Genomic DNA, 24868 nt, shown 5'->3' on the forward strand with positions numbered 1-24868 from the left:
GCCGGCGTCAGTCCACGGAGGCCAGGAGCCGAAGCCATGCCGGCCGGTCGCGGGCGGCGCGCTGCCCCGCGTCGGTGCTCATCCGCCCGGCCCGTGGCACCACGCCGACCCGCACGAGATCCAGCCGATCCGCATCCCAGCACGCGCCGATGGTCGGGTCGGCCGAGGTCAGGCCCAGCTCGTGCCCGTGGCAGGCCTCGGCCAGCACGTCTACCTGGGCGTCGCTCAGGGGGAGGCGCGGCCGGTGCTGCCGCACCAGGGCGGCGGCACGTGCGCCGTGGCCGGTGTCGTGACCCTCGGACTCACGGGCGGCGTCGTGGAACACGGCGAACCAGCGGCACACCTCCACGTCCCCGCCACCCAGGGCGGCCAGCCGGACCGCGTGGGTCTCGACGGTCGCCCAGTGCGCCGGCCCGTGCAGGCTGTGGGAACCCAGCGAGAACTGGGCGGCCAGTTCGGCCCGGATGGTCTGGAGTGCCGCGTCGGTCATGGGCACCTATCGTAGCGGGCTGGCCCTCCCCCATTCCCAACACTTGTGCCGGCGTGTTATACTCCCCGCTGTTGTCTCGGCGCCCTCCCTGGGCGGCCGAGCAGTTGCCCCGGCCGGCAGAGCCCGAACAGGAGCCCTGAAGCAGTGCCGTGTGGCCGCACGAGGAGAGACGATCATGGCGAAGCACCCCGTTCCCAAGAAGAAGACCAGCAAGAGCAAGCGCGACATGCGCCGCAGCCACCACGCGCTCACCGCGCCGAACCTGAGCGAGTGCCCGCACTGCCACGCGAAGAAGCTCTCGCACCACATCTGCCCCAGCTGCGGCTACTACGATGGCCGTCAGGTGCTGGCCGTCTAAGACGCGCCCTGCACGAAGAAGCCCCCCCTGCGGGGGCTTTTTTCTTGTCAGGCCTGTAGGTAAGCGGCGATCCGGCGGGCCTCGCGGGCGATCTCGCGCAGCATGCCGCTGGACGCCACATGAAAGCCGCAGAACGTCAGGCCCGGCTCGTGCGTGGGGCGGCCGCTGGTCATGGGCACGCCGTGGTCATCCAGCACGGGCACGCTGGTGTGCAGCCAGGCCAGGTTCGGCCGGAAGCCGGTGGCTAGGATCACGGCTTCGAAAGCTTCCTCGCGGCCGTCGATGAAGACCACACTGCCCGGCGTGAAGTGGTCGATGCCGGGCCGGACGGCCAGTTCGCCGGACTTGACGAGGCGCACGGTGCCGACGTCCAGCACGGGAACGCGGCGGTGGCGGCGGATCTGCGTGATCGCTCCCTCGGCTGGGCGGCGCAGGCCATAGGGGCGCAGGTCGCCGATCAGGGCGCGGATGATGGGCGCGTTCACGGCGTCGGCCAGGGCGGAGGGCCAGCCCGCCTGAAGGATCCCCAGCGCTAGGGTGGGAATTCCGAGGATGTCGCGTGGAAGAACGTTGACGGGGCCGCGCACGGACACGGTCGGTCGCGCCCCCTGCTCGTGCAGGTCGAGGGCGATCTCGCCGCCGCTGTTCCCCAGGCCGACGACCAGCACCCGCTGACCCGCGTACGCCCGGCCACTGCGGTAGTCGCTGCTGTGCACCACCGGCCCGGTGAAGGTGTCCAGGCCGGGCCAGGTGGGGCGCACGGGCGCGGCCGTGTACCCGGTGGCGACGATCAGGTTCGGGGCCGTGAAGGGGCCGTCCATGGTGGTGACCGTCCAGGTGCTCCCGTCGCGCCGGGCGTCCGTGACCTGGGCGCGCACCGCTTCGATCCCGAAGTGCCGGGCGTACCCGTCCAGGTAGGCGATCACCTGCTCCCGTGACGGGTAGCGCGGGTAGGTGCGCGGCATGGGGAAGCCCGGCAGCCCGGACGAACCCCTGGGCGTGTGCAGGTGCAGGCGCTCGTAGTGCCCGCGCCACGCGGACGCCGGGCCACGGGCGTCCAGCAGCGTGTACGGCACGCCCGCCTGCCCGAGGAGAGCGGCGACGGCCAGGCCCGCTGGCCCGGCTCCGACGATCACGGCGCGTGGAGTGGTCATGGCTAATCCGAGCGTACGCCCATCCAGGGGCGTCCGGCATGGCTGGTCAGCGCTGCTGAAGGTGCTTCAGGCTGCCGGACCTCAACGCCAACGCGGGTATCCTCTGGCGCATGACTGCGACGACCCCGCACGCTGCCACGGCGCTGACCTTCGATGAGAAACTTCGCAACTACGCCCGCCTCGCGGTGCGCGTGGGCCTGGGCGTGAAGCCGGGACAGCGCGTGCTGGTGCAGGCACCGGTGGACACCGCGCCGCTGGCCCGCCTGGTGGTGCGCGAGGCCTACGCGGCCGGCGCGAGCTTCGTGGACGTCCGCTGGGACGACGACGACGTGGTGCTGGCCCGCTTCGAACTCGCCCCGGACGGGAGTTTTGACACCATCAGCAAGTGGCGGGTCGATGCCGAACTGGAAACGGCGAACGCGGGAGGCGCGGTGCTGGCGATCCGCGCGACCGATCCGAACCTGCTGGGAAGCGTGGAGCAGGCGCGCGTGGCCGCGTACCAGAAGGCCCTGGCCACGTACCGCCGGCCGTACTCGCAGCAGGTCATGACCAACCGCCTGAACTGGAACCTGATCAGCGCCCCCATCCCCGGCTGGGCCACCCTGATGTTCCCGGACGTCGATGCCGACATGGCTGTGGAACAGCAGTGGGACGCGATCTTCGCCGCGACCCGCGCTGATCAGCCTGATCCGGTGGCCGCCTGGACGGAGCACCTCGCGCACCTGAAGCGCCGCCGGGACGTGCTGACCGGCAAGCAGTACCACGCGCTGCACTTCCAGGGCGGGGACACCGACCTGACGGTGGGTCTCGCCGACGACCACATCTGGGGGGGCGGCGCGGCCGACACGCCCGGCGGCATCACCTTCACGGCGAACATTCCCACCGAGGAAGTCTGGACCGCTCCGCACCGCGAGCGGGTGGACGGTGTGGTCGTGAGCACCAAGCCGCTGTCGTATCAGGGCGTGCTGATCGACGGCATCCGCATCGAGTTCCAGGGCGGGCGGATCGTGAACGCGAGCGCGCGGCAGGGCCAGGACGCCCTGACGCGCATGATCGACACGGACGAGGGCAGCCACCGCCTGGGCGAGGTCGCGCTGGTGCCGGCCTCCAGCCCCATCAGCCGTTCCGGCCTGTTCTTCTTCAACACGCTGTACGACGAGAACGCCGCCAGTCACATCGCCATCGGCAGCGCGTACCGTTTCAACGTGCGGGGCGGCGTGGACATGAGCCTGGAGGACTTCCTGGCCACCGGCGGCAACGACTCCCTGACGCACGTGGACTGGATGATCGGGTCGGCCCAGATGGACGTGGACGGCCTCGCGAAGGACGGCACCCGCGAGCCCGTGATGCGCGCGGGCGAATTCGTGATCTGAGCACGGAACAGCAGAGGGCGGAGAGCCGGGATATCCCTGACTCTCCGCCCTCTGCTGTTCCGGCGGCGCCTAGGGCAGCAGATCCTCGTCCTCCACGAGGAAATCCACGGCGCCGGAGCCGATCTCGTAGTACCCGCCGACCACGCGGATGCGGCCCTCAGCCTCGGCCTGGGCGATCAGGGGGTGCTCGCGCAGGATCTTCGCCTGAAGGCGGATGTTGTTCAGCACCGCCTCGCGCATGCGGGCTTTCTTGTCGCGGATGGCGGGCAGGTTCGCCACGCTGGGCTGGATGCGGCGGATCAGCGCCTGGAGGTTCTCGGGCTCCTGCGCGATCTTCTCCTCGGGCAGCAGCGCGGCGGCCACCGCTCCGCACCCCTCGTGGCCCATGACCATGATCAGGTGCACGTCCAGGTGCTCGATGGCGTACTCCAGCGTCCCCAGTCCGGCCTCGCCGACGACATTCCCGGCGACGCGCACCACGAACAGCTGACCCAGGCCCTGGTCGAACACCAGTTCCACCGGGACGCGGCTGTCGCTGCAGGCCAGCACGGCGGCGTAGGGGGTCTGGCCCATGATGTGCGCGCGGCGTTCGTTCGCTCCGATCTCCGGGCGGGCCACCTGGCCGCTGAAGAAGCGCGCGTTGCCGTCCTTGAGGGCCTGGATAGCGGCCTCCGGCGTCTGGACGTCGGCGTCCTTGAGGTCGGCGATGTCTTCCATGCTTGCGCCACGCCGGATGGCGTCCAGAATGCGACGTTGCAGGTCGGCGGCGAGAAGTTCGGCGGGATCGTCCATGTGCGCCATGCTAGCGGCCCGGCCGGTATTCTGGAGGCATGACGGACGATGCCCCCGGCCTGAGCGACCTGCTGGAGCGGTACGCCATGCTGCGCGACACGATCCAGGGCCTGGAGGCCGAGCGGGACGACCTGGGCGTGCAGATCAAGGCCGCGCTGGGGGCTGGTGAACACGCCGAGACCGACCTGTACCGCGCGGTTCTGAAGGTCTCGCGCCGCATCGAGTACCCGCTCGACCGGTTCCGCGAGGCCTTTGGGGACGCGGCGGCGCTGGAGGTCGCGACCGTGGACCGGAAGAAGGCCGAGGCCCTGGCGCAGGCCGGTGACCTGGACGGCGACCGGCTGCGTGACCTGGCCGTGGTGAAGGAAACGCAGGCCCTGGTGTTGCAGAGCAAGACCCGCTGACCGGCGCCTGCTGACGGTTCACTGACGCGGGGCGGACGCCGACGTGACAGCCGGAGCGCACCGTGAACGCATGAAGATCCTTCCAGTGGTTGGTGCCCCAGGTCTCGCTGCGGGCGCGCCCTTTCCGTCCATGATCGGGTGGCGCTTCGGCCCCTGGGAATACCACGGCGAGTGGTTGGCACACGACATCCACCTGCGAACCGAGCGGGAGGTGCGGCTGGCGCGGCAACGTGGGGCGGAGTCGCTGCTCGAACGCCTGACGCGGTAGGGCCGGCACGCAAACGCCCCGCCGGCGGGCGGGGCAGGAGAACGAGATGAAAAAAGCATTGCCGGTGAGCAGCGGCACCCGAGAATCATCCCTTATGGCTGCTGCCTTCCGGCCCTGACCAGGTTCAGGCGTTCACGCTGCGCTGCGCCAGCAATGCGCCCAGGACAATAGCACACCGGCACTGAGTCGACGGTGGGGGCTGGGCCAGCACAGTGTGGGCCCGGCCAATAGGCAACGCCGGAACCTTTTCACGGATTCCGGCGTTCAGAACTGGTGCTCGGGATGGGACTTGAACCCACACGGTTGCCCACACGCCCCTCAAACGTGCGCGTCTACCAATTCCGCCACCCGAGCACAGAGGTGTCTGAGGAGCGGAAGTAATACTAGGGGTGGCCCCCGGCCCTGTCAAGCCGAGGAGCGGGATCGCGTGACCCCAGATCGGGCTGTGGAGAGCCGCGCAGCAGCGCCGAGCTTGACCGGCCACCCCCGCCGCGTGGTATGTTCACGTTTGCCGCCGCAAGCGGTTCGGGCCGCCAAAGGGCGGATTTTGCCGGGCTGCCGCGCGCGGGACATCCAGAAACACGAGAGGTTCACCATGATCGACAAGAAACAGACGGTTCAGGATCACGCCAAGCACGACAAAGACACCGGTGGCACGCACGTGCAGATCGGTCTGCTGACCGCGCGCATCAACAACCTGGCGGCGCACCTGAACGCCAACAAGAAAGACAAGCACGGCCAGCGCGGCCTGCAGCTGATGAACGGCCAGCGCCGCCGTCTGCTGAAGTATCTGGAGCGCACCAACTACGACGAGTACATCGCCCTGACGGATCAGCTGAAGATCCGCCGTGGCCAGCGCATCGTCCGCTAAGCGCTCCAGTTCCGGCACCGCCGCTCCTGATCGGGGCGGCGGTGTTTCATGTCTGACAGAGCGCTGCTGTCGGTCAGCGGTCGCCGGTGGCGGGCAGGGCGCGATCCGACACGGTGCGCCAGTCGCCGCTGGCCACCGTCTGCGCTCCGGCCTGGGCCAGACGGTCGGCGCGGGCGTACAGGTACACCCAGGCGGGCTCGTCCTGACCAGCCACCTGCACGGTCACGGCGGCGCGGCGGTACAGCGGAGGGGTCTCGTGCAGGCCCTCCAGGGCGTCGAGGAAGGACAACACAGTGGGCCACTCGGCCGGCGCATAGGTGAGGGCATAACCCGTGACCATGTCCGTGTCCGTTCCTGAAACCACGCCCGGATACGCCTCGGGGCGCAGATCGATCAGACGGTACCCGGACAGCGTGGCGGGCCGGGCCTGGAAGTCCCCACCCTGCCGGGCGACGTGTTCGTTGCGTTCGCCCGGCATCAGGGTGCCGTACACGAAGACGGTGGTCAGGGCCGGCGAATCTGGGGGGGTCATCGACGCCCTTTATAGCCGCTGGGGCTCACAGGCGCTGTCCCTGCGGCTGGTGGAAGTACACGCGGCCGACCACCGTGACTTCCTCGGGCTTCACGGGCGGGTGATCCGGATTGTCGCTGGTGAGCCACAGGGACGGCCCGAAGCGGCGCAGGCGTTTGACGGTCAGGCCCAGGCCAGGCATGTGCAGCACGTAGATGCGGCCCTCGCGCAGATCAAGGTCGCCGGGGTCGATGTAGATGCGGTCGCCGGGGCGGATGCCGCCGGCCTCGGTGGTCATGGAGTCGCCGTTCACCTCCAGCACCAGCATGCCTGGCCGGTGGTCGCGGGCCGGGACGAGTTCATGGTCGATGATGCTGGCTGTGTCCTCAGTGACGGGCAGACCAGCGGTGGCCAGGGCACGGACGGGCACCCGCACGACCTCCAGGAGACCCAGCACGTCTTCACCGGGGGGCGGGCCGAGCAGCGGCAGGCCTGTGCGCGCGACCCACTCGCCAGCGGTGATGTCCAGGGCGCGGCGCAGGGCGTCCTGCCGGGCAGGCGTGAGGGCCTGGAGGGCGCGGGTGCCCGCTTCCAGGCGGCTCAGGTATGACTGGGTGATGTGCGTGTCCGGCCCGCCGTATTCGCGGGTGGCCGCGCTGATCTCGGTCTGGCGGAGGCCCAGGGCCGTGCGGTGGCCACGCAGCCAGGCGGGCAGGGAGGCGTCCTGGGTCGGGGGCATGCCGGTCAGTGTAGCGGTGGACGTGGGGCGTGAATGAATACTGAACCCCTTGAAATATGTCTATAGTCATACTACTGTGGGCTTCCGATTCCGCTCTCACCGTAATTGCCCTGGAGGTCATCATGTCCGACGCCGCTCCCCCCACCTCCGCCCTGCTGCTGTGGCTGCCGACCCTGGCCACCGCCTTCACCGCCGGCACGGTCACGCAACTGGCCCGGCAACTGGCCGCGCCCGGCACGCTGCGCCTGCGCACCACGGTCGCGCTCGCGGTGGCCGCCGGGATCGCCGCCCTGAGCGTCGTCGCGCTGCTGGCCGTCACGCTGCCGGCCCAGACCTCCCCGGCCCTGCTGCTGGCCGCCGCATGCGTGACCGGCTGGAGCGGCCCCGGCATCCTCGCGCGGCTCGGCAGCGTGGTCGAACGGCGGCTGGGACTCCCCGGCGCCACGCAACCCTTCGATCCTCCCGCGGATCAGCCGTGACGCGGATCATCCGGGATGGAAACGCACGCTACACACCCCCCGAAAAGCGCACCGCAGAATGCAGCATGAACGCTGAGTCAGCCCGCCCGGGGCGCCCTGCTCCGTCTGCCTTTCGCGCGGCCCTGCTGGGGCTGACCCTGCTGCTGTCCGGGCCTGCTGGCGCGCAGGGCACCCTGCCTTCCCCGCCGGACACGCCGCTCGCGCCGGTTGTGACGCCGATCGCGCCCCCCCGCACCAACGTCAAGACGAACCGCGCCACGCCATCCAAGCCGCTGAGCGCCGCCGAGCAGAAGATGCTGGCCGCCCTGTACGCCAAGGTGCGGCCCGCCACGCTCCGGATCGAGCAGTGCCCGCCCACCAACTGCGCCGCGCCCGACGGGATCGGTACGGGTGTGCTGATCTCGGCCGATGGCCTGGCCCTGACGGCGTACCACGTAGTCTCCAAGGCCCGTGCCCTGAGCGCCCAGACGCTCGACAAGAAACGCTACCCGGTCGAGGTGCTGGGCTTCGACGAACAGCACGATCTGGCGGTGCTGCGCGTGAACGTGCCCAAAAACACGCCGTACCTGACACTGACCGGCAAGCTGCCCGCCGTGGGAGATATCGAACTGGCGGTCGGCAACGGCAACGGCGACTTCCTGACGTCCAAGACCGGCCGCCTGACGGCGCTGAACGCCGAGGCGGGTCGCGCCGATTTCCCGCCCGGCACGCTGGAACTCGACGCCCCGCTGATTCCCGGGGACAGCGGCGGCCCGATCGTGAACGCGAAGGGCGAACTGGCGGGCATCGTGAGCTACATCCGGCTGTCCCCCAGCATGATGATCAACAACGGCACGACGCCCGGCGTCTACCGCTCCTACGCCGTGCCGATCACGCTGACCGACGCTTTGCTGGCCGAGCTGAAGACCGGTGTGAAACGCGACGCGCCGGTGATCGGCGTGGGGCTCTCCCAGGCCTTTGATCCGGCGTTCATGCTGGACGAGGAGGGCTTCCGGATGCTCAGCGACGTTCTGAAGCTCGGCCCCACGCCCGGCGCGTTCTTCACGAGCGTCAGTGCAGGCAGTCCGGCGGCGCTGGCGGGCCTCAAGCCGCTGCGGCTGAACTCCAACCAGGAGCGGGAATCCGGGGACATCGTGACCGAGGTGAACGGCAAGCGGGTGCTGAACTTCAGCCAGTTCCAGTACGCCGTGAGGGCCTACCGCGTGGGAGACACGGTCACGCTGACCGTGTTGCGCGACGGCAAGACGCTGAAACTGCCGATCACGCTGACGGGCAGCACGAAAGTCAATAACTGAGGCGCAGGGGCAGGGTCGGTGAGTCTTGTGTGGCTCACCGGCCTTCTGGTTTGTCCTGTGGGTGAGTTCGGCGGCCGGATATGACGATATTTTCGGGCGATAAGCAGGACTCGGTAACGGTCAGATTTCGCCGCCTGGAACGACTTGCAATGAACACGACGCGACACACTCTCAAGAACCCCTCTTGACAATTATGCTTAAAACAGAATAATGCGGGTATGGACACCCTGAAGAAAGCCGGAGCGATGCTCGCGCACCTCGACCTCTTCCACACCATGCTGGACCTGCGAAGCCTGCTGCAACTGGCCGCGCACATGGAAGAACGCGGTGACCGGGTCACCCTGATCAGCGCCGACACGATCACCCTGGTCGGGCAGGGCATGACCAGCGAGCCCAGCCTGAGCACCAGCAAGGGCGCGACCATCCAGGCGACCACCGCGTACCGCGTCCTGCAGGGACTCAAGGGCCACGACGCGCCCGAATACGCCGTGACCCGCGAGGAACTCTCCGCGCTGAACGCCCGCGCGGTGATGGAACTCGAGGGGGGCGACGCCCTGCGCGCCTTCGCGGACACCCTGACCCGCATCACGGCCAGCGCGGATGCCAGCCCGGAACGACCCGCCCGTGCCCGCCGCCTGCCGGAAGGCGAGGGCGCCGAAACGCCCGCCGCGTAACCCCTCAAGACCCACGACCTCCACCGGGCCGGAGCGCACTGGGCAGAACAGCCCGCCGTGCTCCGGCCCGGTGCTTTGTCCACCGTTCATCAAGGGCTGGCACACTGACGCGGTGCGTGTCCTCCCTCTGCTCCTGTCTCTCCTGTTTCCCGTGACGGCCCTGGCCTCTCCGGCCACGACGCTTCTGGCGGCCGGACAGTACGCGCAGGCCTACGAGGCGGCCCGCACGGCGGGAAACGACCTGGAGGCGAGCGACGCCGCACTGGCCGAGGCCCTGTACCACGCGGCCGATCCGCGCGTGTGGCTCGACCGGGCGGTGGATTCAGGCCGCGCCGCCACACACGCCGCGCCGGACGACGCCCATGCCCACCTGACCCTGGGCACGGCCCTGTGTTCCCAGGCCGCGCGGGGCGGGTACACGCTGGGTGCCTTCCGGCTGTCCCGCGCGTGCCGGGCAGAGTACGAACGCAGCCTGAGCCTGAACCCCGATCTGGCCGAGACGCGCGCCGCGCTGGCCCGCTGGCATTCGGGCGCGTGGGTACGCGCAGGTCTGATCGGCGGGGGGAGTCCGGACACGGCCCGCCGGCTGGCCGCCGCCGCACAGGCGCAGGAACCGGCGAACCTGCGCGTGCTGGTGCAGGTCGGGCTGGTCGCCCTGGATCTGCGGGACAGCGGCTGGGCCAGGGTGGCCTTCCAGCAGGTACTGGCCCTCGCTCCTGCCGACGCCCAGGAGCGGGCGCTGCAGGCCGTGGCCCGCGCGAACCTGGATCAGCTGCGGTAGCGCCAGATTGATAGTCCGGTATCCACGCGCCGCGCGCGGCGCCGCTATCCTGACGGGCATGACCGTTCCCGCCCCCACCGCACCCTCTGCCCCGACCGGCGGCACGCCGCACGTCGCGCCCAATTTTATTACCGAGATCATCGAACGCGACCTGCAGGCCGGAACCGTAACGCAGGTCGTGACCCGCTTTCCGCCGGAGCCCAGCGGCTACGCGCACCTGGGGCACGTGTTCGCGTCGTTCCTGGATTTCCAGACGGCCGCGCAGTACGGCGGGCGCTACCACCTGCGCATGGACGACACCAACCCGGATCTCGCCACACAGGAATATGTGGACGCCATTGCCGACGACCTGAAGTGGCTCGGCTGGGACTGGGGCCCACACTTCTACTACGCCAGCGATTACTTCGAGCGGTACTACGCCTACGCCGAGCAGCTGATCCGCCAGGGCGACGCCTACGTGGATTCGGTCAGCGCGGACGAGATGGCGCGGCTGCGCGGCGATCCGCGCACGCCCGGCACGCCCAGCGAGTACCGCTCGCGCACGCCAGAGGAGAACCTGGACATGCTGCGCCGAATGCGGGCCGGAGAGTTCCCGGACGGCTCACACGTGCTGCGCGCGAAGATCGACCTCGGCAGCGCCAACATGAAACTGCGCGACCCGGTGCTGTACCGCATCCTGCGCGGCACCCATTACCGGCAGGGCGACGCGTGGTGCATCTATCCCATGTACGACTTCCAGCATCCCATTCAGGACGCGATCGAGGGCGTGACGCATTCCATGTGCAGCCTGGAGTTCGTGGACAACCGCGCCATCTACGACTGGCTGATGGAACGCCTGAACTTCGAGCCTCGCCCGCACCAGTACGAGTTCGGGCGGCGCGGCCTGGAGTACACGATCACCAGCAAGCGCAAACTGCGCCGCCTGATCGAGGGCAACTTTGTCAGCGGCTGGGACGACCCGCGAATGCCGACCCTACGCGCCCAGCGGCGGCTGGGGGTCACGCCGGACGCCGTGCGGGCCTTCGCCGCGCAGATCGGCGTGAGCCGCACCAACCGCACCGTGGACCTCGCCGTCTACGAGAACGCCGTGCGCGAGGATCTGAACCACCGGGCGCCGCGCGTCATGGCGGTGCTCGACCCGATCCGTGTGACGGTCACAGGGCTGGACGCGCAGACCCTGAGCCTGCCGTACTGGCCCTACGACGTGATCGCCGGTTCAACGGACGGGCTGGTGGGCCTGCCCGGCGGGCCGCGGGTGCTTCCCGAGCAGGCGGTGCGGGACGTGCCGATCGGCCCGCACCTGGTCATCGAGCGCGAGGACTTCAATCCGGCGCCGCCAAAGGGCTACAAGCGCCTCACGCCGGGAGGCACGGTGCGACTGCGTGGCGCCGGGATCATCCGTGCGGACTCCTTCGAATCGGACGCCGAAGGGAATGTCACGCACGTGCACGCCACGCTGCTCGGCGAGGGTGCAAAGGCCAGTGGCGTGATCCACTGGGTGGACGCCGCGCAGGGAATTGCAGCCGAGTTCCGCCTGTACGACCGCCTGTTCCGCGTGCCGAACCCCGAGGGCGAACACGAGGACGATCTGGAACCCGTCCCGGACGTGCACTTCGATCCGGACGAGGCGGCCCTGGAGGACGGGTCGGCCCCGACCGACGCGGGCTTCCTGCGCTACCTGAATCCGGACAGCTTGAAGCTCACGCGCGGCGTGGTGGAACCCAGCGTGCTGAGCGACCCGCCGGGCACCCGCTACCAGTTCGAGCGGCAGGGCTACTTCTGGCGTGACCCGGTGGACAGCCATGAGGACGCGCTGGTCTTCGGGCGGATCGTGACGCTGAAGGACACCTGGGGCCGGGCGGAAGCGCGCACCGAGGCCCGCCAGACAAAACCCGAGGCGGCGAAGACGCCCGACACGAAAGCGCCTGCGAAGAGCGCGGAGGCCAGACCGGCGGCCCTCAGCGCGGAGCAGGAGGCCGAGGTCGCGCGCCTGACCTCGCTGGGAGCGGCAGAGGCCGATGCCCGCACGGTGGCGCGGGATCCGGCGCTGCTGGCCTTCCTGGGGAACGCCACGCCGGACGCCACGTTCGCGCAGGTGACCTCCTGGGCCGTGAACGACCTCGCGCCGGGCGTGCGGGCCGGCGAGGTGCGGGTGGACGCCGCCGCGCTCGCCCCGCTGGCCGCGCGGCTGGCCGGGGGCGGTGTGACCATGCGGGTGGCCCGCACGGCGCTGATGCAGGCCGCGACGACTGGCGAGCCTCCGCTGGACGTCATCGCCCGCGAGGGCCTGGACGCCGCCCTGAGTGACGACGCCCTTGCCCGCGCGGTCGCGGAGGCCCTGGCCGCCCACCCCGACAAGGTCGAGGCCTACCGGGCCGGGCGAACGGCCCTGCGGGGGTTCTTCACCGGTCAGGTGATGCGTGCCACGGGCGGCAAGGCCGAGCCGCAGGCGGTGGCAGCGGCGCTGGATGCGGCCCTGGCCACCCCAGAAGGCGGCGCCTGAGCCAGCCGCGCTCATTCCAGCGCTGACCGCCGGGCCGCCCGACTACAGTGGTGGCATGCGATTGCCTTCCGTGATGCTCCTTGCCCTGACCGTGACCCTCGGCGGGGCGGCCAGCGCCCTGACCCTGCACCCCGCCGGGGTGTACGCCGTGCCAGGAGCCGACGTGAACTTCGCGTGGGGGCTGCCGGGCGGCCGCTGGGCCGTGAGCGCGGACAATGCCGTGATGGTGCTCGGGCCGGACCTGAAGGTGATGCGGGCGTGGCACACCCTGCCGGGCGCGATCCGGGCCCTCGCGGTCGATCCGCAGGGGACACGGGTCGCCGCCATGACCCGTGACCGCTGGAGCGTGTGGAACCTGGAGAGTGGCGCCGAGCTGGGCAGCGGGCAGGTGTACGGCAACACGCTGGGCTTCGACGCGGACAGCAACCTGCTGGTCATGTACCACGGCGCCCTGCTGCGCAACACGCTGGAGGGCGGCCCGGAGCGCTTCCGGGCCCTGGAGGTGGGCACGTCCTGGGACTTCTTCGCCGTGTCGCCGGACGGCACCCACGCCGTGCTGATGGACGGCGCGCAGGTGCAGCTGGTGGAGCTGGCGGGCGGGAAGGTGCTGGCCAGCGCCGACCTGTCCGACGATCCGGACGGCCTGGCCGCGACCTTCAGCCCGGATGGTCAGGCTGTGGTCGTCCGGACCGGCCAGGAGGCCCTGATCCTGCGCTCCGGCGAGGACGCGCTGGACATCAAGAACGGAAGCGACCTGGATCTGAACGCCTCCGCCCTGTACTTCAGCGGGGACAGCCAGTTCGTGTCCGTGAGTGGCCGTCGCGCCCAGGCGTACGACCTGGCTACGGGCCTACTGGTGGGCGAGCGGTTCAGCCTGCCGGCCAGCGGCGGCGTGGTGCGCGGCACGGACGGCCGCTTCCTGGCCGTCGGGCGCGGCGTGGCTACCTTCGATCCGGTCACGCACACCGAACAGCGCCGCACCGACCTGGTGTCCTCGAACGCGTGGCTGGGGGCGTTCCTGCCGGACGGGAAGTTCTACGCCGGCGTGGACGATCTGCGCGCCCTCAAGGGTGGCCTGCCCCTGAACGTGGGGCCGGTGGACGACCTGTACGGCTTGGAGGCGCAGGGGGGCCGGATCTGGACGCTGAACGGCACCACGGTGCGCGTGACCCAGGCCGGGAAAGTCCGCGCCTTAGCCACCCTGGACGAGGACGCCGAGTACGACACCATCGCGCCCACGCCGGACGGCACGCAGGCCGTGGTGAGCGGCTATTACGGGCTGGCCCTGGTGAACGCGGCCACGGGCAAGGTCAGCGCGCAGGTCACGTCCGACGGGCTGAAGATGGAAGACATCCACGCCGCGCTGCCCACGCCGGACGGCCGGGGCATCCTGATCATTCCGCACAGCGGCGAGGTGGTGCGGTACGACGTGGCGACCGGCCACGTGAAGACCGCGTTCCACCTGCCGTCCGGCGCGAGCCCGAGTGCCCTGCAGGCCACGCCCAGCGGCACCCTGGCCGTGACGTACACCGACGAGGACGACGCCTCCCACGTGGCCCTGATCCGTCCCGGCACAGCCACGCCGTACCGCTCCCTGGCCGTGACCGCCTCCGTCCAGGGCCTGCGCTTCAGCCCGGACGGCAAGCTGCTGGCCCTGCTGAGCGGCGGCGCCCTGAACATCTACGACACGGCCAGCGGCGCGCGGCTGGCCAGTGCCGGCCCCTTCAACAACGTGACCAGCCTGATCACCTGGGCGGGCAGCGGCAAGCAGGTGATGGTCGGCTCCGGCCTGCTGGGCCGGGCGGGCAGCATCACCGTGTTCAACGTGCTGCGCTGAGCACCCGTGCTGTCGGAGCCGACAGGGCGGGGGCCTCCGTAGGACGGACGACCGGCAGCCCCGATTCCCGCTGGGCTGCCGGTGTCCGGACACGGGCGGGGAGGCGCGCGGTACGCTGGCCAGCATGACCACCGGACATGCGGACACCACCTGGGACAGCCTGACGCGGCATTGGCAGGAGCTTTCGGACCTCGGAGGCGTGGGGGCTGTGCTCGGCTGGGATCAGAGCACCTTCCTGCCCCCGGCAGCGGCCGAAGGCCGGGCGCGGCAGCAGGCACTCATGGCGGGCATCCGGCACGCGCGGGCGACCGACGCGGCCTACGGCACGCTGCTGGACGCCGCGCAGGCCCGCTCGGACTGGTCGCCGGTGCAGCAGCGGATGCTGACGGTCGCGCGGCGCGAGTTCGAGGAGGCCACGCGGTTCCCGGCGGCCTTCGTGCAGGCATTCTCGCAGCACACCGGAGAGTCGTACTCGGCGTGGGTGGAGGCGCGGCCCGCGAACGACTTCGGGCGGATGGTGCCGTACCTGGAGAAGACGCTCGACCTGAGCCTGCAGGCGGCCGCGTACTTCCCGGAATTCGCGTCGCCGATGGATTACTTCATCGACCAGTCGGACGAGGGCATGACCTCGGAGGTGGTCGACCGGGTGTTCGCCGAGTTGCGCGCGGCGCTCGTTCCGCTGGTGGAGGCAGTGGCGCAGGCTCCGGCGCCACGCACGGACTTTCTGCTGCGCCTATACCCGGTGGCCAAGCAGCTTCAGCTGGGGCAGCGGATCGCGCTGGCCTACGGGTACGACACCTCGCGGGGCCGGCAGGATCTGACCGCGCACCCGTTCATGACGCGCGTGGGCGACCAGGACGTGCGGATCACGACCCGCGTGAAGGAAAACGACCTGACCGAGGCGCTGTACTCGACCCTCCACGAGACGGGCCACGCGCTGTACGAGCAGGGCGTGGCCGCCGACCTGCTCGGCACGCCCCTGGGCGGCGGCGTGAGCTCCGGCGTGCACGAGAGCCAGTCGCGGTTGTGGGAGAACCTGGTGGGCCGCTCGCGGGCCTTCTGGGCGGCGTACTTCCCGATGTTCCGGGACGCCTTCCCGGATCAGCTCGCGGACGTGACGGAAGACGAGATGTACCACGCGGTGAACGCCGCGCAGCGCAGCCTGATCCGCACGGACGCCGATGAGCTGACGTACAACCTGCACGTGATCACCCGCTATGACCTGGAACGCGACCTGCTCTCGGGCCAGCTGGCGGTGCGTGATCTGGCCGGCGCGTGGCACGCGGCCTACCAGACGAACCTGGGGCTGCACGCCCCCAGCGACGTGGACGGCGTCTTGCAGGACGTGCACTGGTACGGCGGCGGGATCGGCGGGGCCTTCCAGGGGTACACGCTGGGGAACGTGCTGAGCGCGCAGTTCTACGCGGCGGCGCAGCAGGCCCTCCCGGGCCTGGCGTCGGACACCGCGCGGGGGGAGTTCACGGCCCTGCACGGCTGGCTGCGCGAGCACGTGTACGCGCCCGGCGGCACCTTCAAACCGGCGGAACTGGTGCAGCGCGTGACCGGCGAGCCCATGAACGTCGGGCCGTACCTGACGTACCTGCGCGGAAAGTACATGGCGTTGTACGGGCTGCACTGAGTGAATGGCTGGGAGGAGCGCATGGCCGAGGGCCGCGCCTGCGGGGGAACACCTGGGGCGCGGCCACTGGTCTGGAGGAGGCGTGTGGCGCGTGGTGCCGCGCTGTCCGCCGTGCTGGGCCGCATGATGCCGCGCACCGTGTGACAGGATTCTTAACGCGCGGACTGAACCGGCGCTGGGCGACCGACAGGTCGGCGTGAAGCGGCGTAGCATGACCGTCAGTGGGCCTGGTGTCAGGCCAGGAGGCGTGATGGGTACACTCGAAAACCTCTACAAGCAGGTGATCCTCGACCACTCGCGCAAGCCCCGCCATTTCGGCGAGCTGCCGGACGCGACGTATACCGAGACCGGGCACAATCCCAGCTGCGGAGACCGCGTACAGCTGATGCTGAAACTCGATGGGGACGTGATCGCGGAGGCCCGTTTCGTCGGGAAGGGCTGCGCGATCTCGATGGCGAGCGCGAGCCTGATGACCTCGGCGCTCCGGGGCAGAACGCTGGCGCAGGCTGCCGAGGTGGAACGCGCCTTCCTGCAGATGATCCGTACGGGGGAACCGGCGGCGGAACTGGGAGATCTGGTGGCCTTGCAGGGCGTGCACTCGCTCCACACGCGCGTGAAGTGCGCCACGCTGCCGTGGCAGACGCTGGACGTGTTGCTGCAACAGGCGGCCGTGCAGGAGTAAGACCCGGCCGGTCAGCCTGCTGATCCCGTGGGGAGGTGCCCGCCGGAAGTTGCGAAAGAAGGCGTATTTATGGGAAGTGAAGCGCTCCTGGCCCACATGGTCAGGGGCGCTTGACAATTTCCGGGCGGCGGTGCACACTGGCGACACCACAATGTAATCGTTTGCAACGGACGTCCTCCAGCCGGGAGCGTGTCCGGTGCGGCCCGCACTCCCCGAGGTGTTCCCCTTCCATGCCCAGCATCCAGGACGTCGCCAAACTCGCCCACGTGTCCACCGCCACCGCCTCGCGCGCGCTGAGCCGGCCGGACATGGTGGCCCCGGCCACCCGGGAACGGGTGGTGCAGGCAGCCCAGCGCCTCGGCTACCAGCCGAACGTCCTGGCGCGCAGTCTGAGGCAGAAAGAAACGCGCACCATCGGCCTGATCGTGGCCGACATCCTCAACCCCTTCCACGCCATGCTCGCCAAAGGCGTCCAGGACGCGGCGGATCGTCACGGGTACACGGTCTTCCTGTTCAACAGCGACGAGGAGCCCGCCAAGGAACTGCGGGCCATGGACACCCTGCGCGGTCACCTGCCCACCGGCCTGATCGTCGCCCCCACCAGCGGCACCCGCACCCACCTCAAGACCCTGCCGAACCTGCCGGTCGTGGAACTCGACCGCGTGAGCGGCCACCCCGGCACGACCACCGTGACCGTGGACAACCTGGGCGGCGCCATGACGGGCACACAGCATCTGATCGGTCTGGGCCATCGCCGGATCGGCATGATCGTCGGGCAGCAGGACATCAGCACCGCCATCGACCGGCACGAGGGCTACCGCGCCGCGCTGCGGACGTCCGGAATTCCGTACGACCCCACCCTGGTGCTGTCGGGGCACCACCGCGAGGACGACGGGTACCGCGCCGCCCGGCAGCTGTTGAGCGGGCCGGCCGACACCCGACCCACCGCGCTGTTCGTGGGCAACAATGAAATGACCGTGGGTGCCGTCCTGGCCGCCCGTGAACTGAACCTGGGTATTCCACACGACCTGTCGATCGTGGGATTCGACGATTCCCGCTGGGCGCAGACCATGACCCCGCCCCTGACCGTGATCTCGCAGCCTGCCTACGACCTGGGCCGCCTGGCCTGCGAGCACCTGATCGGCCAGCTGGGCCTCGCGCACCCGTCCCCCGCATCGGTGCAGCTTCCCACCACCCTGATCATCCGGCACTCCACCGGGCCGCCTGCCGGCTCCGGCTCGACCGCACAGGCCGCCCTCCCGTCCCTCGTCCTCTCGCCCCACCCACGTTAAGGAGCATCATGCAACAAGCCAAAGTGTTCGCCGCCACCGCCGTCCTCGCCCTGACCGCCGCCGCCGTGGTCACCTCCGCCCTGGCCCAAGGCACGCAGCCCATCATCGGCCTAATCACCAAGACCGACACCAATCCCTTCTTCGTGAAGATGAAGGAGGGCGCGCAGAAGGAAGCGGATCGTCTGGGCGCCAAGCTGATGACTGGCGCCGGCAAGAGCGACGGCGACAACGCCGGACAGGTCACGGCCATCGAGAACATGGTCGCCGCCGGGGCCAAGACCATCCTGATCACCCCCAGCGACTCCAAGGCCATCGTGCCGGCCATCGCCAAGGCCCGCGCCGCCGGCGTGATGGTGATCGCCCTGGACTCCCCCACCGAGCCCGCCAGCGCCGTGGACGCCCTGTTCGCCACCAACAACTACAACGCCGGCCTGCTGATCGGCCAGTGGGCCAAGAAGACCATGGGCAGCAAGAAGGCCGTGATCGCCACCCTCGACCTGTTCCCCGGCCAGCCGGTGGGCATCGCGCGCCACAACGGCTTCCTGGAAGGTTTCGGCGTGGCGGGCGTGACCTCCAAGAGCACGGGCCAGGTGAACACCAGCGTCGTCTGCGCCCAGGACTCCTTCGGTGACCAGGCCAAGGGCCAGACCGCCATGGAGAACTGCCTCCAGAAGAACCCTGACATCAACCTGGTGTACACCATCAACGAGCCCGCCGCCGCCGGGGCCTACCAGGCCCTCAAGGCCGCCGGCAAGGAAAAAGACGTCCTGATCGTCTCGGTAGACGGCGGCTGCGCGGGCGTGCGCAACGTGGAAGCCGGCGTGATCGGCGCGACCAGCCAGCAGTACCCCCTGAAGATGGCCGCCATGGGCGTGACGGCCGGCGTGAACTACGCCAAGACCGGCAAGAAGGTCAGCGGCTACACCGACACCGGCGTCAACCTGATCACCAACAAGGCCGTGGCGGGCGTCAAGAGCCAGAACGGCAAGTACGGCCTGGCGAACTGCTGGGGCCAGTAAGAACCCGTTGCCGGGCGGCGTGAACCCCGCCGCCCCACGAACCACCTGACGCCCCGCACCGGAGCTACGGATCACGGCACCCTCGCCGTGGGTCGTAGCTCTCACCACACCGGCCCGTTCCGCTGAAGCCGGGAAAGTGGCATGCTGGGCAGACCCAACCTGCCCGCGTGCTCCCGTCCGCTCCTCTCTGGCCCGTCGGCCGTCCGATGAGCCCCGCGCCGCCTTCCCCGGAGACGAACCATGACCCAACCGAGCACCGCCGCACCGGCCCGGCGTTCCTTTCAACTGCCCAGCATCAGCACGCTCGGGCCCCTGATCGCGCTGCTGGTCGCGTGCATCTTCTTCGCCACGCAGTCGAGCCGCTTCCTGTCGCTGAACACCTTCTCGCTGATCCTGCAACAGACGTCGTTCGTGGGCGTGATCGCCATCGGGCAGACGCTGATCGTCCTGACGGCCGGCATCGACCTGAGCTGCGGCATGATCATGGCCCTGGCCAGCATGGTGATCGGCAAACTCGCGGTGGAGCAGGGCCTGCCGGTCGCCGTGGCGATCCTGGCCGGGCTCGCCATCGGCGCCTTCATCGGCTGGCTCAACGGCCTGCTGATCACCCGCTGGAAACTGCCGCCCTTTATCGTGACGCTGGGCATGTACTCCATCGTGTTCGCGGCCGTGCACATCTACTCGAAGGCCACCAGCGTACCCATGCCGCCCGACGGGCTGACCTTCCTGGCGCACCGTTTCAAGCTGCTCGGCACGACCTTCTCGTATGGCTCGCTGCTGATGCTGGTGCTGTTCTTCCTGACGTGGCTGTACCTGAACTACACCGCGCCCGGCCGGCACATCTACGCCCTGGGCAACAACCCCGAGGCCGTGCGTCTGAGCGGGATTCCCAACAACCGCCTTCTGCTCAGCGTGTACACCTTCGCCGGACTGCTGTACGGCGTGGCCGCCCTGCTGCTGCTCGAACGCATCGGGGGCGCGTCGCCGGAGGCGGGCCAGACCGAGAACCTGGAGAGCATCACGGCGGTCGTGATCGGCGGCACCAGCCTGTTCGGCGGGCGCGGGAACGTGCTCGGCACCTTGATCGGCGCGCTGATCGTGGGCGTGTTCCGCTCGGGCCTGACCCTGATGGGCCTGGACAGCGTGTACCAGAACCTGATCACGGGCATCCTGATCATCCTGGCCGTCGCCACGGACCAGTTTTCCCGGAGGAAATCATGAGCGCTGCCGAGAACCTGCACCCCCACCCCACCGCCACCGGCATGTCCACCGCGGCCCTGGTCATGGAAGCGCGCGGCCTGGTCAAGCGCTACGGGCAGGTCGTGGCCATGAACGGCGCGGACTTCGAGTTGCGCCCCGGCGAGATCATGGCCGTGATCGGCGACAACGGCGCGGGCAAGAGCACCCTGATCAAGGCGCTGTCCGGCGCCATCACGCCCGACGAGGGCCAGATCATGCTCGAAGGCCGTCCCGTGACCTTCCGCAGCCCTATCGACGCGCGGCGCGAGGGCATCGAGACGGTGTACCAGGATCTGGCCGTGGCGCCCGCCATGACCATCGCCGAGAACCTGTTCCTGGGCCGCGAAATCATGCGGCCCGGCCCCCTGGCGAAACTGCTCAAGCTGATCGACAAGAAGAAGATGCTGGAGGAGGCGACCCGCCACATGCAGGGCCTGCAGTTCGCCATCAAGAGCATGAGCCAGCCGGTCGAGACGCTCTCGGGCGGACAGCGGCAGGGTGTGGCGGTCGCCCGCAGTGCGGCCTTCGCCCGGCACGTGGTGATCATGGACGAGCCCACCGCCGCCCTGGGCGTGCGCGAGGGCAACATGGTGCTCGACCTGATCCGGCAGGTGCGCGACAAAGGCCTGCCCGTGATCCTGATCTCGCACAACATGCCGCACGTGTTCGAGATCTCGGACCGCATTCACGTGCACCGCATGGGCAGGCGGGCCGCCCTGCTGAATCCGAAGAAGATCAGCATGGCCGACACGGTCTCCGTGATGACCGGCGCCATCCGGCCCGAGGATCTCAGCGCGGACGTCCTGGCACACTGAACCGCACCACCCGACGCGCCCGCCTGGAATTCCTGGGCGGGCGCGTCGGATTGGAGGTCAGCGGCGCGCGCTGGCCGCGTGTTCCCGCGCCACCCACACCCGGTACGCGCTGACCGCCAGGATCGCGGCCAGGGGCAGCGGCACGTCGCCCAGGTCAAGGCGAATATCGACCCCCTGCGTGAACGACCCGAAACGGCCCCGCACGCCGTCCTCGTCACGGTTCAGGACGATGTCCACCCCCTCGGTGAAGCCGCCGTAGCGTCCGGTCGCTCCATCGGGCATGAATGTCAGCACGACGTCCAGCCCGTCCGTGTACCCGCCCAGGTGGAGGCGCAGCTGTCCACCCGCGACCTCGGCGCGCAGGTCGAAGCCCTCGGTGAAGGAGCCCACGCGGCCTTCCAGGGCACCCTGGCCGAGGCCCACGACGATGTTCTGCCCGTCGGTAAAGGTGCCGATCCGGCCCCGGAGGTGCTGGCCGTCCCACTCTCCGTTCAGATCCAGTCCGGCCGTGAAGCCGCCGAGGCGTCCCTGCAATCCGCTCATGCCCGCACTGTAGGAGCCGCCGTCTGGCAAAACCCTGACGGCCCGCCAGGGAAAACGCCCACCGCCCCCATGAAGGGATGGTGAGCGTCCGGGGAGCGCCGCCTACAGTTCCAGCAGCATCCGCGCCGGGTCTTCCAGCAGGTTCTTGATCATCACCAGGAACTGCACGGCTTCCTTGCCGTCGATGATGCGGTGATCGTACGACAGCGCCAGGTACATCATCGGGGCGATCACGACCTGCCCGTTCTGGGCGATGGGCCGCTCGATGATGTTGTGCATGCCCAGGATCGCGCTCTGAGGGGCATTGATGATCGGGGTGCTCATCATGCTGCCGAACGTCCCACCGTTCGTGATGCTGAAGGTGCCGCCGCTCATGTCCTCCATGGTCAGCTTGCCACCCTTGGCCTTCACGGCGAAGTCCGCGATGCCCTTCTCGATTCCGGCGAGGCTCATCTGTTCGGTATCGCGCAGGATCGGCACGACCAGCCCGCGCTCGGACGCCACCGCGATGCCGATGTCGTAATACCCGTGGTAGATGATGTCCTTGCCGTCCACGCTGGCGTTCACCATCGGGAAGGCCTTGAGGGCCTCGGTCGCGGCGCGCACGAACAGGCTCATGAAGCCCAGTTTCACGCCGTGCTTGGCCACGAACGGATCCTGGTACTTCTTGCGCAGATCCATGGCCGGCTTCATGTTCACCTCGTTGAAGGTGGTCAGCAGCGCAGCCGTGTTCTGCACCTCCTTGAGGCGCTCGGCAATGCGGGCCCGGATGCGGGTCATGGGCACGCGCTGCTCGGTGCGCGGCCCCGCAGGCGCACTGGCCGCCACCTTCGCGGGTGCGGCGCTGGCCGGAGCGGCGCTGCTGGGCGCGGCGGCCGACTGCGGGCCCTGATCCGTCGCGCCGCCCTGGGCGGCCTGCACGGCGTCTGCCTTGGTGATGTTGCCCTTGGGGCCGGTGGCCGGAATGCTTGCCGGGTCGAGGTTCGCCTCGGTCACGACCTTGCGCACGGCCGGAGACAGGTCATCGCGGCGGGTGGCCTCGTTCGCCTCCGGCGTGGAACCTGCCGCTGCCGGAGTCGCAGGCGTGGCGGCGGGCTCCGGGGCCGGAGCGGGTGCCGAACCCGCTTCGCCCAGGGTGCCCAGCACTTCCTCGCTGAGCACCGTGTCGCCCTCGTTCTTCACCACGCTCTGCAGCACGCCGTCCTGCTGCGCCTGGATTTCCAGCACCACCTTGTCCGTCTCGATTTCCGCCAGCAGATCACCGCGCTTCACGGCCTCGCCAGGGTGCTTATGCCACGCGAGCAGGGTGCCCTCGCTGACCGACTCGCTGAACACGGGAACTTTGATATCCGCCATAACGCCCCGGATTCTACCCCGCCCCCGACTGTGACTGACGCGGGAACGGCGGACGGGCTGAACGAATGGCACGCAACTGGCATCCGTTCAGCCCAGGTCTGACCGCTCCGGCAGGTGCCCGTACCCGGCGGGCCGCGTGACCCGCAGGCTGGCCGCCCGAACCGCGAAGGCCACAGCGTCCGGCAGGCGCTTCCCTTCGGCCAAGGCCGCGGCCAGCGCGCCGTTGAAGGTGTCCCCGGCGGCCACGGTGGACACGGCCTGCACCGGCGGCGTGGTGAAGGCCTGCTCGCCCGCCGCGTCCAGCAGCAGCGCGCCCTGCGCTCCGCGTTTGACAACGACGTACCGGACACCCAGGGCCAGCAACGCCCGCGCTGCCGCGCTGGTGTCCAGCTCGCCGCTGAGGGTTCGGGCCTCGTGCTCGTTCGGCGTGAGGATGTCCACGGCCTCAAGCAGCTCGCGCGGCAGGTGCGGCGCGGCGGGCGCGGGATCGAGGATCACGGTCACGCCCGCCGCCCGCGCCCGCCGCGCCGCCTCGACCGTGACGGCCAGCGGCACCTCCAGTTGCAGCAGCAGCGCGGAGGCGCCGGGCAGCGCGGCGTCCAGGGCCGTCAACTCGGCATCTGCGAGTTCCTGGTTGGCGCCGCCGTGCAGGGTGATGGTGTTCTCACCGTCCGGCGCGATGTGGATGTAGGCCTGCCCGGTCACGGTGGCGGGCAGGCGGCGCACGCCGGAACTGGTCACTCCCCGATCCCGCAGCGCGCCGAGCAGCCGGTCCCCCGCCTCGTCTGTCCCCACCGCGCCGATCAGGTGGGTGGGGACGCCCAGCGCGGCGCACGCGGCGGCCTGGTTCGCGCCCTTGCCACCGGGCATGTGCTCCAGCCCCAGCGAGTGCATGGTCTCGCCCGCGCGCGGCAAGTGTGGCACGCGCAGCAGGATGTCGAGGTTCAGGCTCCCGAGGACGACGACAGCAGATCGGCTCATGGCCCCAGTGTGTCATCTGCCTCCGGGCCGCTCGGGCTGCCACAATGCCCCCACGACCAGTTTCATAGTCAAGGAGGCCGTATGAGTGAGTCCACGCTTCAGACGCCGTCCCTCACCGAGCGCCCTGGCACGAGCGACGCGGTGCGCGCCCAGATCCTGGCCACCGAACACTGGAGTCTGCTGGCGACCCGCTCGCTGACGTGGACCGAGACCTTCAGCCGCGCGGGCATGTTCCTGACGGTCGTGTCCGGTGCCGTCGTGGCCCTCGCCCTGGTAGGCAACGCGACCGGCTTCGGCCCGGCCTTCCGAGGCTTCGCGCTGCTGCTGTTGCCGGTGGTGCTGCTGATCGGTCTGTTGACATACGCTCGCCTCAGCGACGCAAATCTCGAGGAGATGGGGCTGCTGATCGGTATGAACCGGCTCCGCCATGCCTACCTGGAACTTGCCCCGGACCTCACGGCGTACTTCGTGACGGGCCTACACGACGATGAAGCGGGCATTGCCCAGACCTACGGCACGGTGTTCCACCGGTATACGGGCTACAGCGTCGTTCAGGCGCTGTCGGGCACGCCGGAACTCGTGGGCCTGATCACCGCCGTGACTGGCGGGGTGCTGGGGGCCCTGGTCGCGAGCAGTCTGAGGTGGCCGGAACTGGCGAGCGTGACGACGGGCATCATCACCGGACTGGCGGTGGCGGCGGCGCTACTGCTCCGGACACTCCGCCGCTACGCGCAGGCACGCCGCGCGTACCAGCCAAAGTTTCCATCCTGAGC

Annotated in this window: 26 protein-coding genes, 1 tRNA gene and 1 other RNA gene; 18 read left to right on the top strand and 10 right to left on the bottom strand. The window is 69.6% G+C overall.

Translation table 11 applies throughout. From position 1 onward, the window contains the following. Positions 1–7: 7 nt before the first annotated feature. On the bottom strand, positions 8–490 hold the full coding sequence (locus E7T09_RS20785) for a hypothetical protein (protein ID WP_136391121.1): 483 nt from the start codon (positions 488–490) through the stop codon (positions 8–10). 175 nt (positions 491–665) lie between these two features. Here E7T09_RS20785 and rpmF point away from each other — a divergent pair, with 175 nt between their 5' ends. Continuing rightward, positions 666–848 carry a 50S ribosomal protein L32 gene (gene rpmF, locus E7T09_RS20790; protein ID WP_136391122.1) on the top strand — a complete coding sequence of 61 codons (183 nt, stop codon included), beginning with the start codon at positions 666–668 and terminating at the stop codon, positions 846–848. Positions 849–895: 47 nt separating this feature from the next. Here the strand turns inward: rpmF and E7T09_RS20795 are convergent, their stop codons facing one another. Then, the gene (locus E7T09_RS20795; protein ID WP_136391123.1) at positions 896–2002 is read right to left on the bottom strand and encodes an NAD(P)/FAD-dependent oxidoreductase; all 1107 of its coding nucleotides are present in this window, start codon (positions 2000–2002) and stop codon (positions 896–898) included. A gap of 110 nt (positions 2003–2112) precedes the next feature. Between E7T09_RS20795 and E7T09_RS20800 the strand changes: the two genes are divergently transcribed. Beyond that, positions 2113–3375: an aminopeptidase gene (locus tag E7T09_RS20800; RefSeq protein WP_136391124.1), complete on the top strand. Its 1263-nt coding sequence runs from the start codon at positions 2113–2115 to the stop codon at positions 3373–3375. A 69-nt stretch (positions 3376–3444) separates the two neighbouring features. Here the strand turns inward: E7T09_RS20800 and E7T09_RS20805 are convergent, their stop codons facing one another. Continuing rightward, a complete protein-coding gene (locus E7T09_RS20805) occupies positions 3445–4167 on the bottom strand; it encodes a carbonic anhydrase (RefSeq protein ID WP_168734970.1) in 723 nt (240 codons plus the stop codon). A 38-nt stretch (positions 4168–4205) separates the two neighbouring features. Here E7T09_RS20805 and E7T09_RS20810 point away from each other — a divergent pair, with 38 nt between their 5' ends. Together E7T09_RS20810 and E7T09_RS20815 are read left to right on the top strand one after the other, a co-directional pair. After that, entirely contained in the window at positions 4206–4571 is a 366-nt protein-coding gene (locus E7T09_RS20810; RefSeq protein WP_136391126.1) for a hypothetical protein, read from the top strand. A 70-nt stretch (positions 4572–4641) separates the two neighbouring features. Beyond that, entirely contained in the window at positions 4642–4839 is a 198-nt protein-coding gene (locus E7T09_RS20815) for a hypothetical protein (RefSeq protein ID WP_136391127.1), read from the top strand. Between the two features lie 55 nt (positions 4840–4894). On the opposite strand, the gene ffs is transcribed toward E7T09_RS20815, so the two are convergent. After that, an RNA gene (ffs, locus tag E7T09_RS20820) (signal recognition particle sRNA small type) lies at positions 4895–4993 on the bottom strand. A gap of 117 nt (positions 4994–5110) precedes the next feature. Then, a tRNA-Leu gene (locus E7T09_RS20825) sits at positions 5111–5193 on the bottom strand. A gap of 241 nt (positions 5194–5434) precedes the next feature. On the opposite strand from E7T09_RS20825, the gene rpsO reads away from it, so the two are divergent. Then, positions 5435–5710 (top strand): 30S ribosomal protein S15, encoded by a 276-nt coding sequence (gene rpsO / locus E7T09_RS20830; protein WP_136391128.1) that lies wholly within the window; start codon positions 5435–5437, stop codon positions 5708–5710. Between the two features lie 73 nt (positions 5711–5783). On the opposite strand, the gene E7T09_RS20835 is transcribed toward rpsO, so the two are convergent. Next, positions 5784–6242, bottom strand: a complete 459-nt coding sequence (locus E7T09_RS20835; RefSeq protein ID WP_136391129.1) for a gamma-glutamylcyclotransferase family protein — start codon at positions 6240–6242, stop codon at positions 5784–5786. Positions 6243–6267: 25 nt separating this feature from the next. Continuing rightward, a complete protein-coding gene (locus E7T09_RS20840; RefSeq protein WP_136391130.1) occupies positions 6268–6960 on the bottom strand; it encodes an XRE family transcriptional regulator in 693 nt (230 codons plus the stop codon). A 122-nt stretch (positions 6961–7082) separates the two neighbouring features. On the opposite strand from E7T09_RS20840, the gene E7T09_RS20845 reads away from it, so the two are divergent. From E7T09_RS20845 to E7T09_RS20900, 12 genes are all read left to right on the top strand, one after another. Next, complete coding sequence (locus tag E7T09_RS20845; protein WP_136391131.1) at positions 7083–7439, top strand: hypothetical protein; 357 nt, start codon at positions 7083–7085, stop codon at positions 7437–7439. Between the two features lie 65 nt (positions 7440–7504). Beyond that, entirely contained in the window at positions 7505–8734 is a 1230-nt protein-coding gene (locus E7T09_RS20850; protein WP_136391132.1) for a S1C family serine protease, read from the top strand. A 218-nt stretch (positions 8735–8952) separates the two neighbouring features. Then, positions 8953–9408, top strand: a complete 456-nt coding sequence (locus E7T09_RS20855; RefSeq protein ID WP_136391133.1) for a multidrug DMT transporter — start codon at positions 8953–8955, stop codon at positions 9406–9408. Between the two features lie 112 nt (positions 9409–9520). Continuing rightward, on the top strand, positions 9521–10189 hold the full coding sequence (locus tag E7T09_RS20860; RefSeq protein ID WP_136391134.1) for a hypothetical protein: 669 nt from the start codon (positions 9521–9523) through the stop codon (positions 10187–10189). 58 nt (positions 10190–10247) lie between these two features. Next, positions 10248–12692, top strand: coding sequence for a glutamine--tRNA ligase/YqeY domain fusion protein (locus E7T09_RS20865; protein ID WP_136391135.1), 2445 nt, complete (start codon positions 10248–10250; stop codon positions 12690–12692). Positions 12693–12747: 55 nt separating this feature from the next. Further along, positions 12748–14529 carry a WD40 repeat domain-containing protein gene (locus E7T09_RS20870; RefSeq protein WP_168734971.1) on the top strand — a complete coding sequence of 594 codons (1782 nt, stop codon included), beginning with the start codon at positions 12748–12750 and terminating at the stop codon, positions 14527–14529. A gap of 124 nt (positions 14530–14653) precedes the next feature. Next, positions 14654–16168, top strand: coding sequence for a carboxypeptidase M32 (locus E7T09_RS20875; RefSeq protein ID WP_136391137.1), 1515 nt, complete (start codon positions 14654–14656; stop codon positions 16166–16168). 250 nt (positions 16169–16418) lie between these two features. Further along, positions 16419–16850, top strand: a complete 432-nt coding sequence (gene sufU, locus E7T09_RS20880) for a Fe-S cluster assembly sulfur transfer protein SufU (protein ID WP_136391138.1) — start codon at positions 16419–16421, stop codon at positions 16848–16850. 230 nt (positions 16851–17080) lie between these two features. Then, positions 17081–18142, top strand: coding sequence for a LacI family DNA-binding transcriptional regulator (locus tag E7T09_RS20885; protein ID WP_136391139.1), 1062 nt, complete (start codon positions 17081–17083; stop codon positions 18140–18142). 8 nt (positions 18143–18150) lie between these two features. Beyond that, positions 18151–19161: a sugar ABC transporter substrate-binding protein gene (locus E7T09_RS20890; protein ID WP_136391140.1), complete on the top strand. Its 1011-nt coding sequence runs from the start codon at positions 18151–18153 to the stop codon at positions 19159–19161. Positions 19162–19401: 240 nt separating this feature from the next. Continuing rightward, entirely contained in the window at positions 19402–20382 is a 981-nt protein-coding gene (locus tag E7T09_RS20895; RefSeq protein ID WP_136391141.1) for an ABC transporter permease, read from the top strand. Next, a complete protein-coding gene (locus E7T09_RS20900; RefSeq protein ID WP_136391142.1) occupies positions 20379–21215 on the top strand; it encodes an ATP-binding cassette domain-containing protein in 837 nt (278 codons plus the stop codon). The genes E7T09_RS20895 and E7T09_RS20900 overlap by 4 nt, the downstream gene beginning before the upstream one ends. A gap of 57 nt (positions 21216–21272) precedes the next feature. Here the strand turns inward: E7T09_RS20900 and E7T09_RS20905 are convergent, their stop codons facing one another. The 3 genes from E7T09_RS20905 to E7T09_RS20915 form a co-directional block, all read right to left on the bottom strand. After that, positions 21273–21758, bottom strand: a complete 486-nt coding sequence (locus E7T09_RS20905; protein WP_136391143.1) for a hypothetical protein — start codon at positions 21756–21758, stop codon at positions 21273–21275. A 102-nt stretch (positions 21759–21860) separates the two neighbouring features. After that, positions 21861–23114, bottom strand: coding sequence for a 2-oxoglutarate dehydrogenase complex dihydrolipoyllysine-residue succinyltransferase (gene odhB, locus E7T09_RS20910; RefSeq protein ID WP_136391144.1), 1254 nt, complete (start codon positions 23112–23114; stop codon positions 21861–21863). Between the two features lie 87 nt (positions 23115–23201). Then, entirely contained in the window at positions 23202–24095 is an 894-nt protein-coding gene (locus E7T09_RS20915; protein ID WP_136391145.1) for a ribokinase, read from the bottom strand. Between the two features lie 81 nt (positions 24096–24176). Here E7T09_RS20915 and E7T09_RS20920 point away from each other — a divergent pair, with 81 nt between their 5' ends. Continuing rightward, positions 24177–24866, top strand: a complete 690-nt coding sequence (locus tag E7T09_RS20920; protein ID WP_136391146.1) for a hypothetical protein — start codon at positions 24177–24179, stop codon at positions 24864–24866. Positions 24867–24868 lie beyond the last annotated feature (2 nt).

The organism is Deinococcus sp. KSM4-11, from assembly GCF_004801415.1.
GTDB lineage: Bacteria > Deinococcota > Deinococci > Deinococcales > Deinococcaceae > Deinococcus.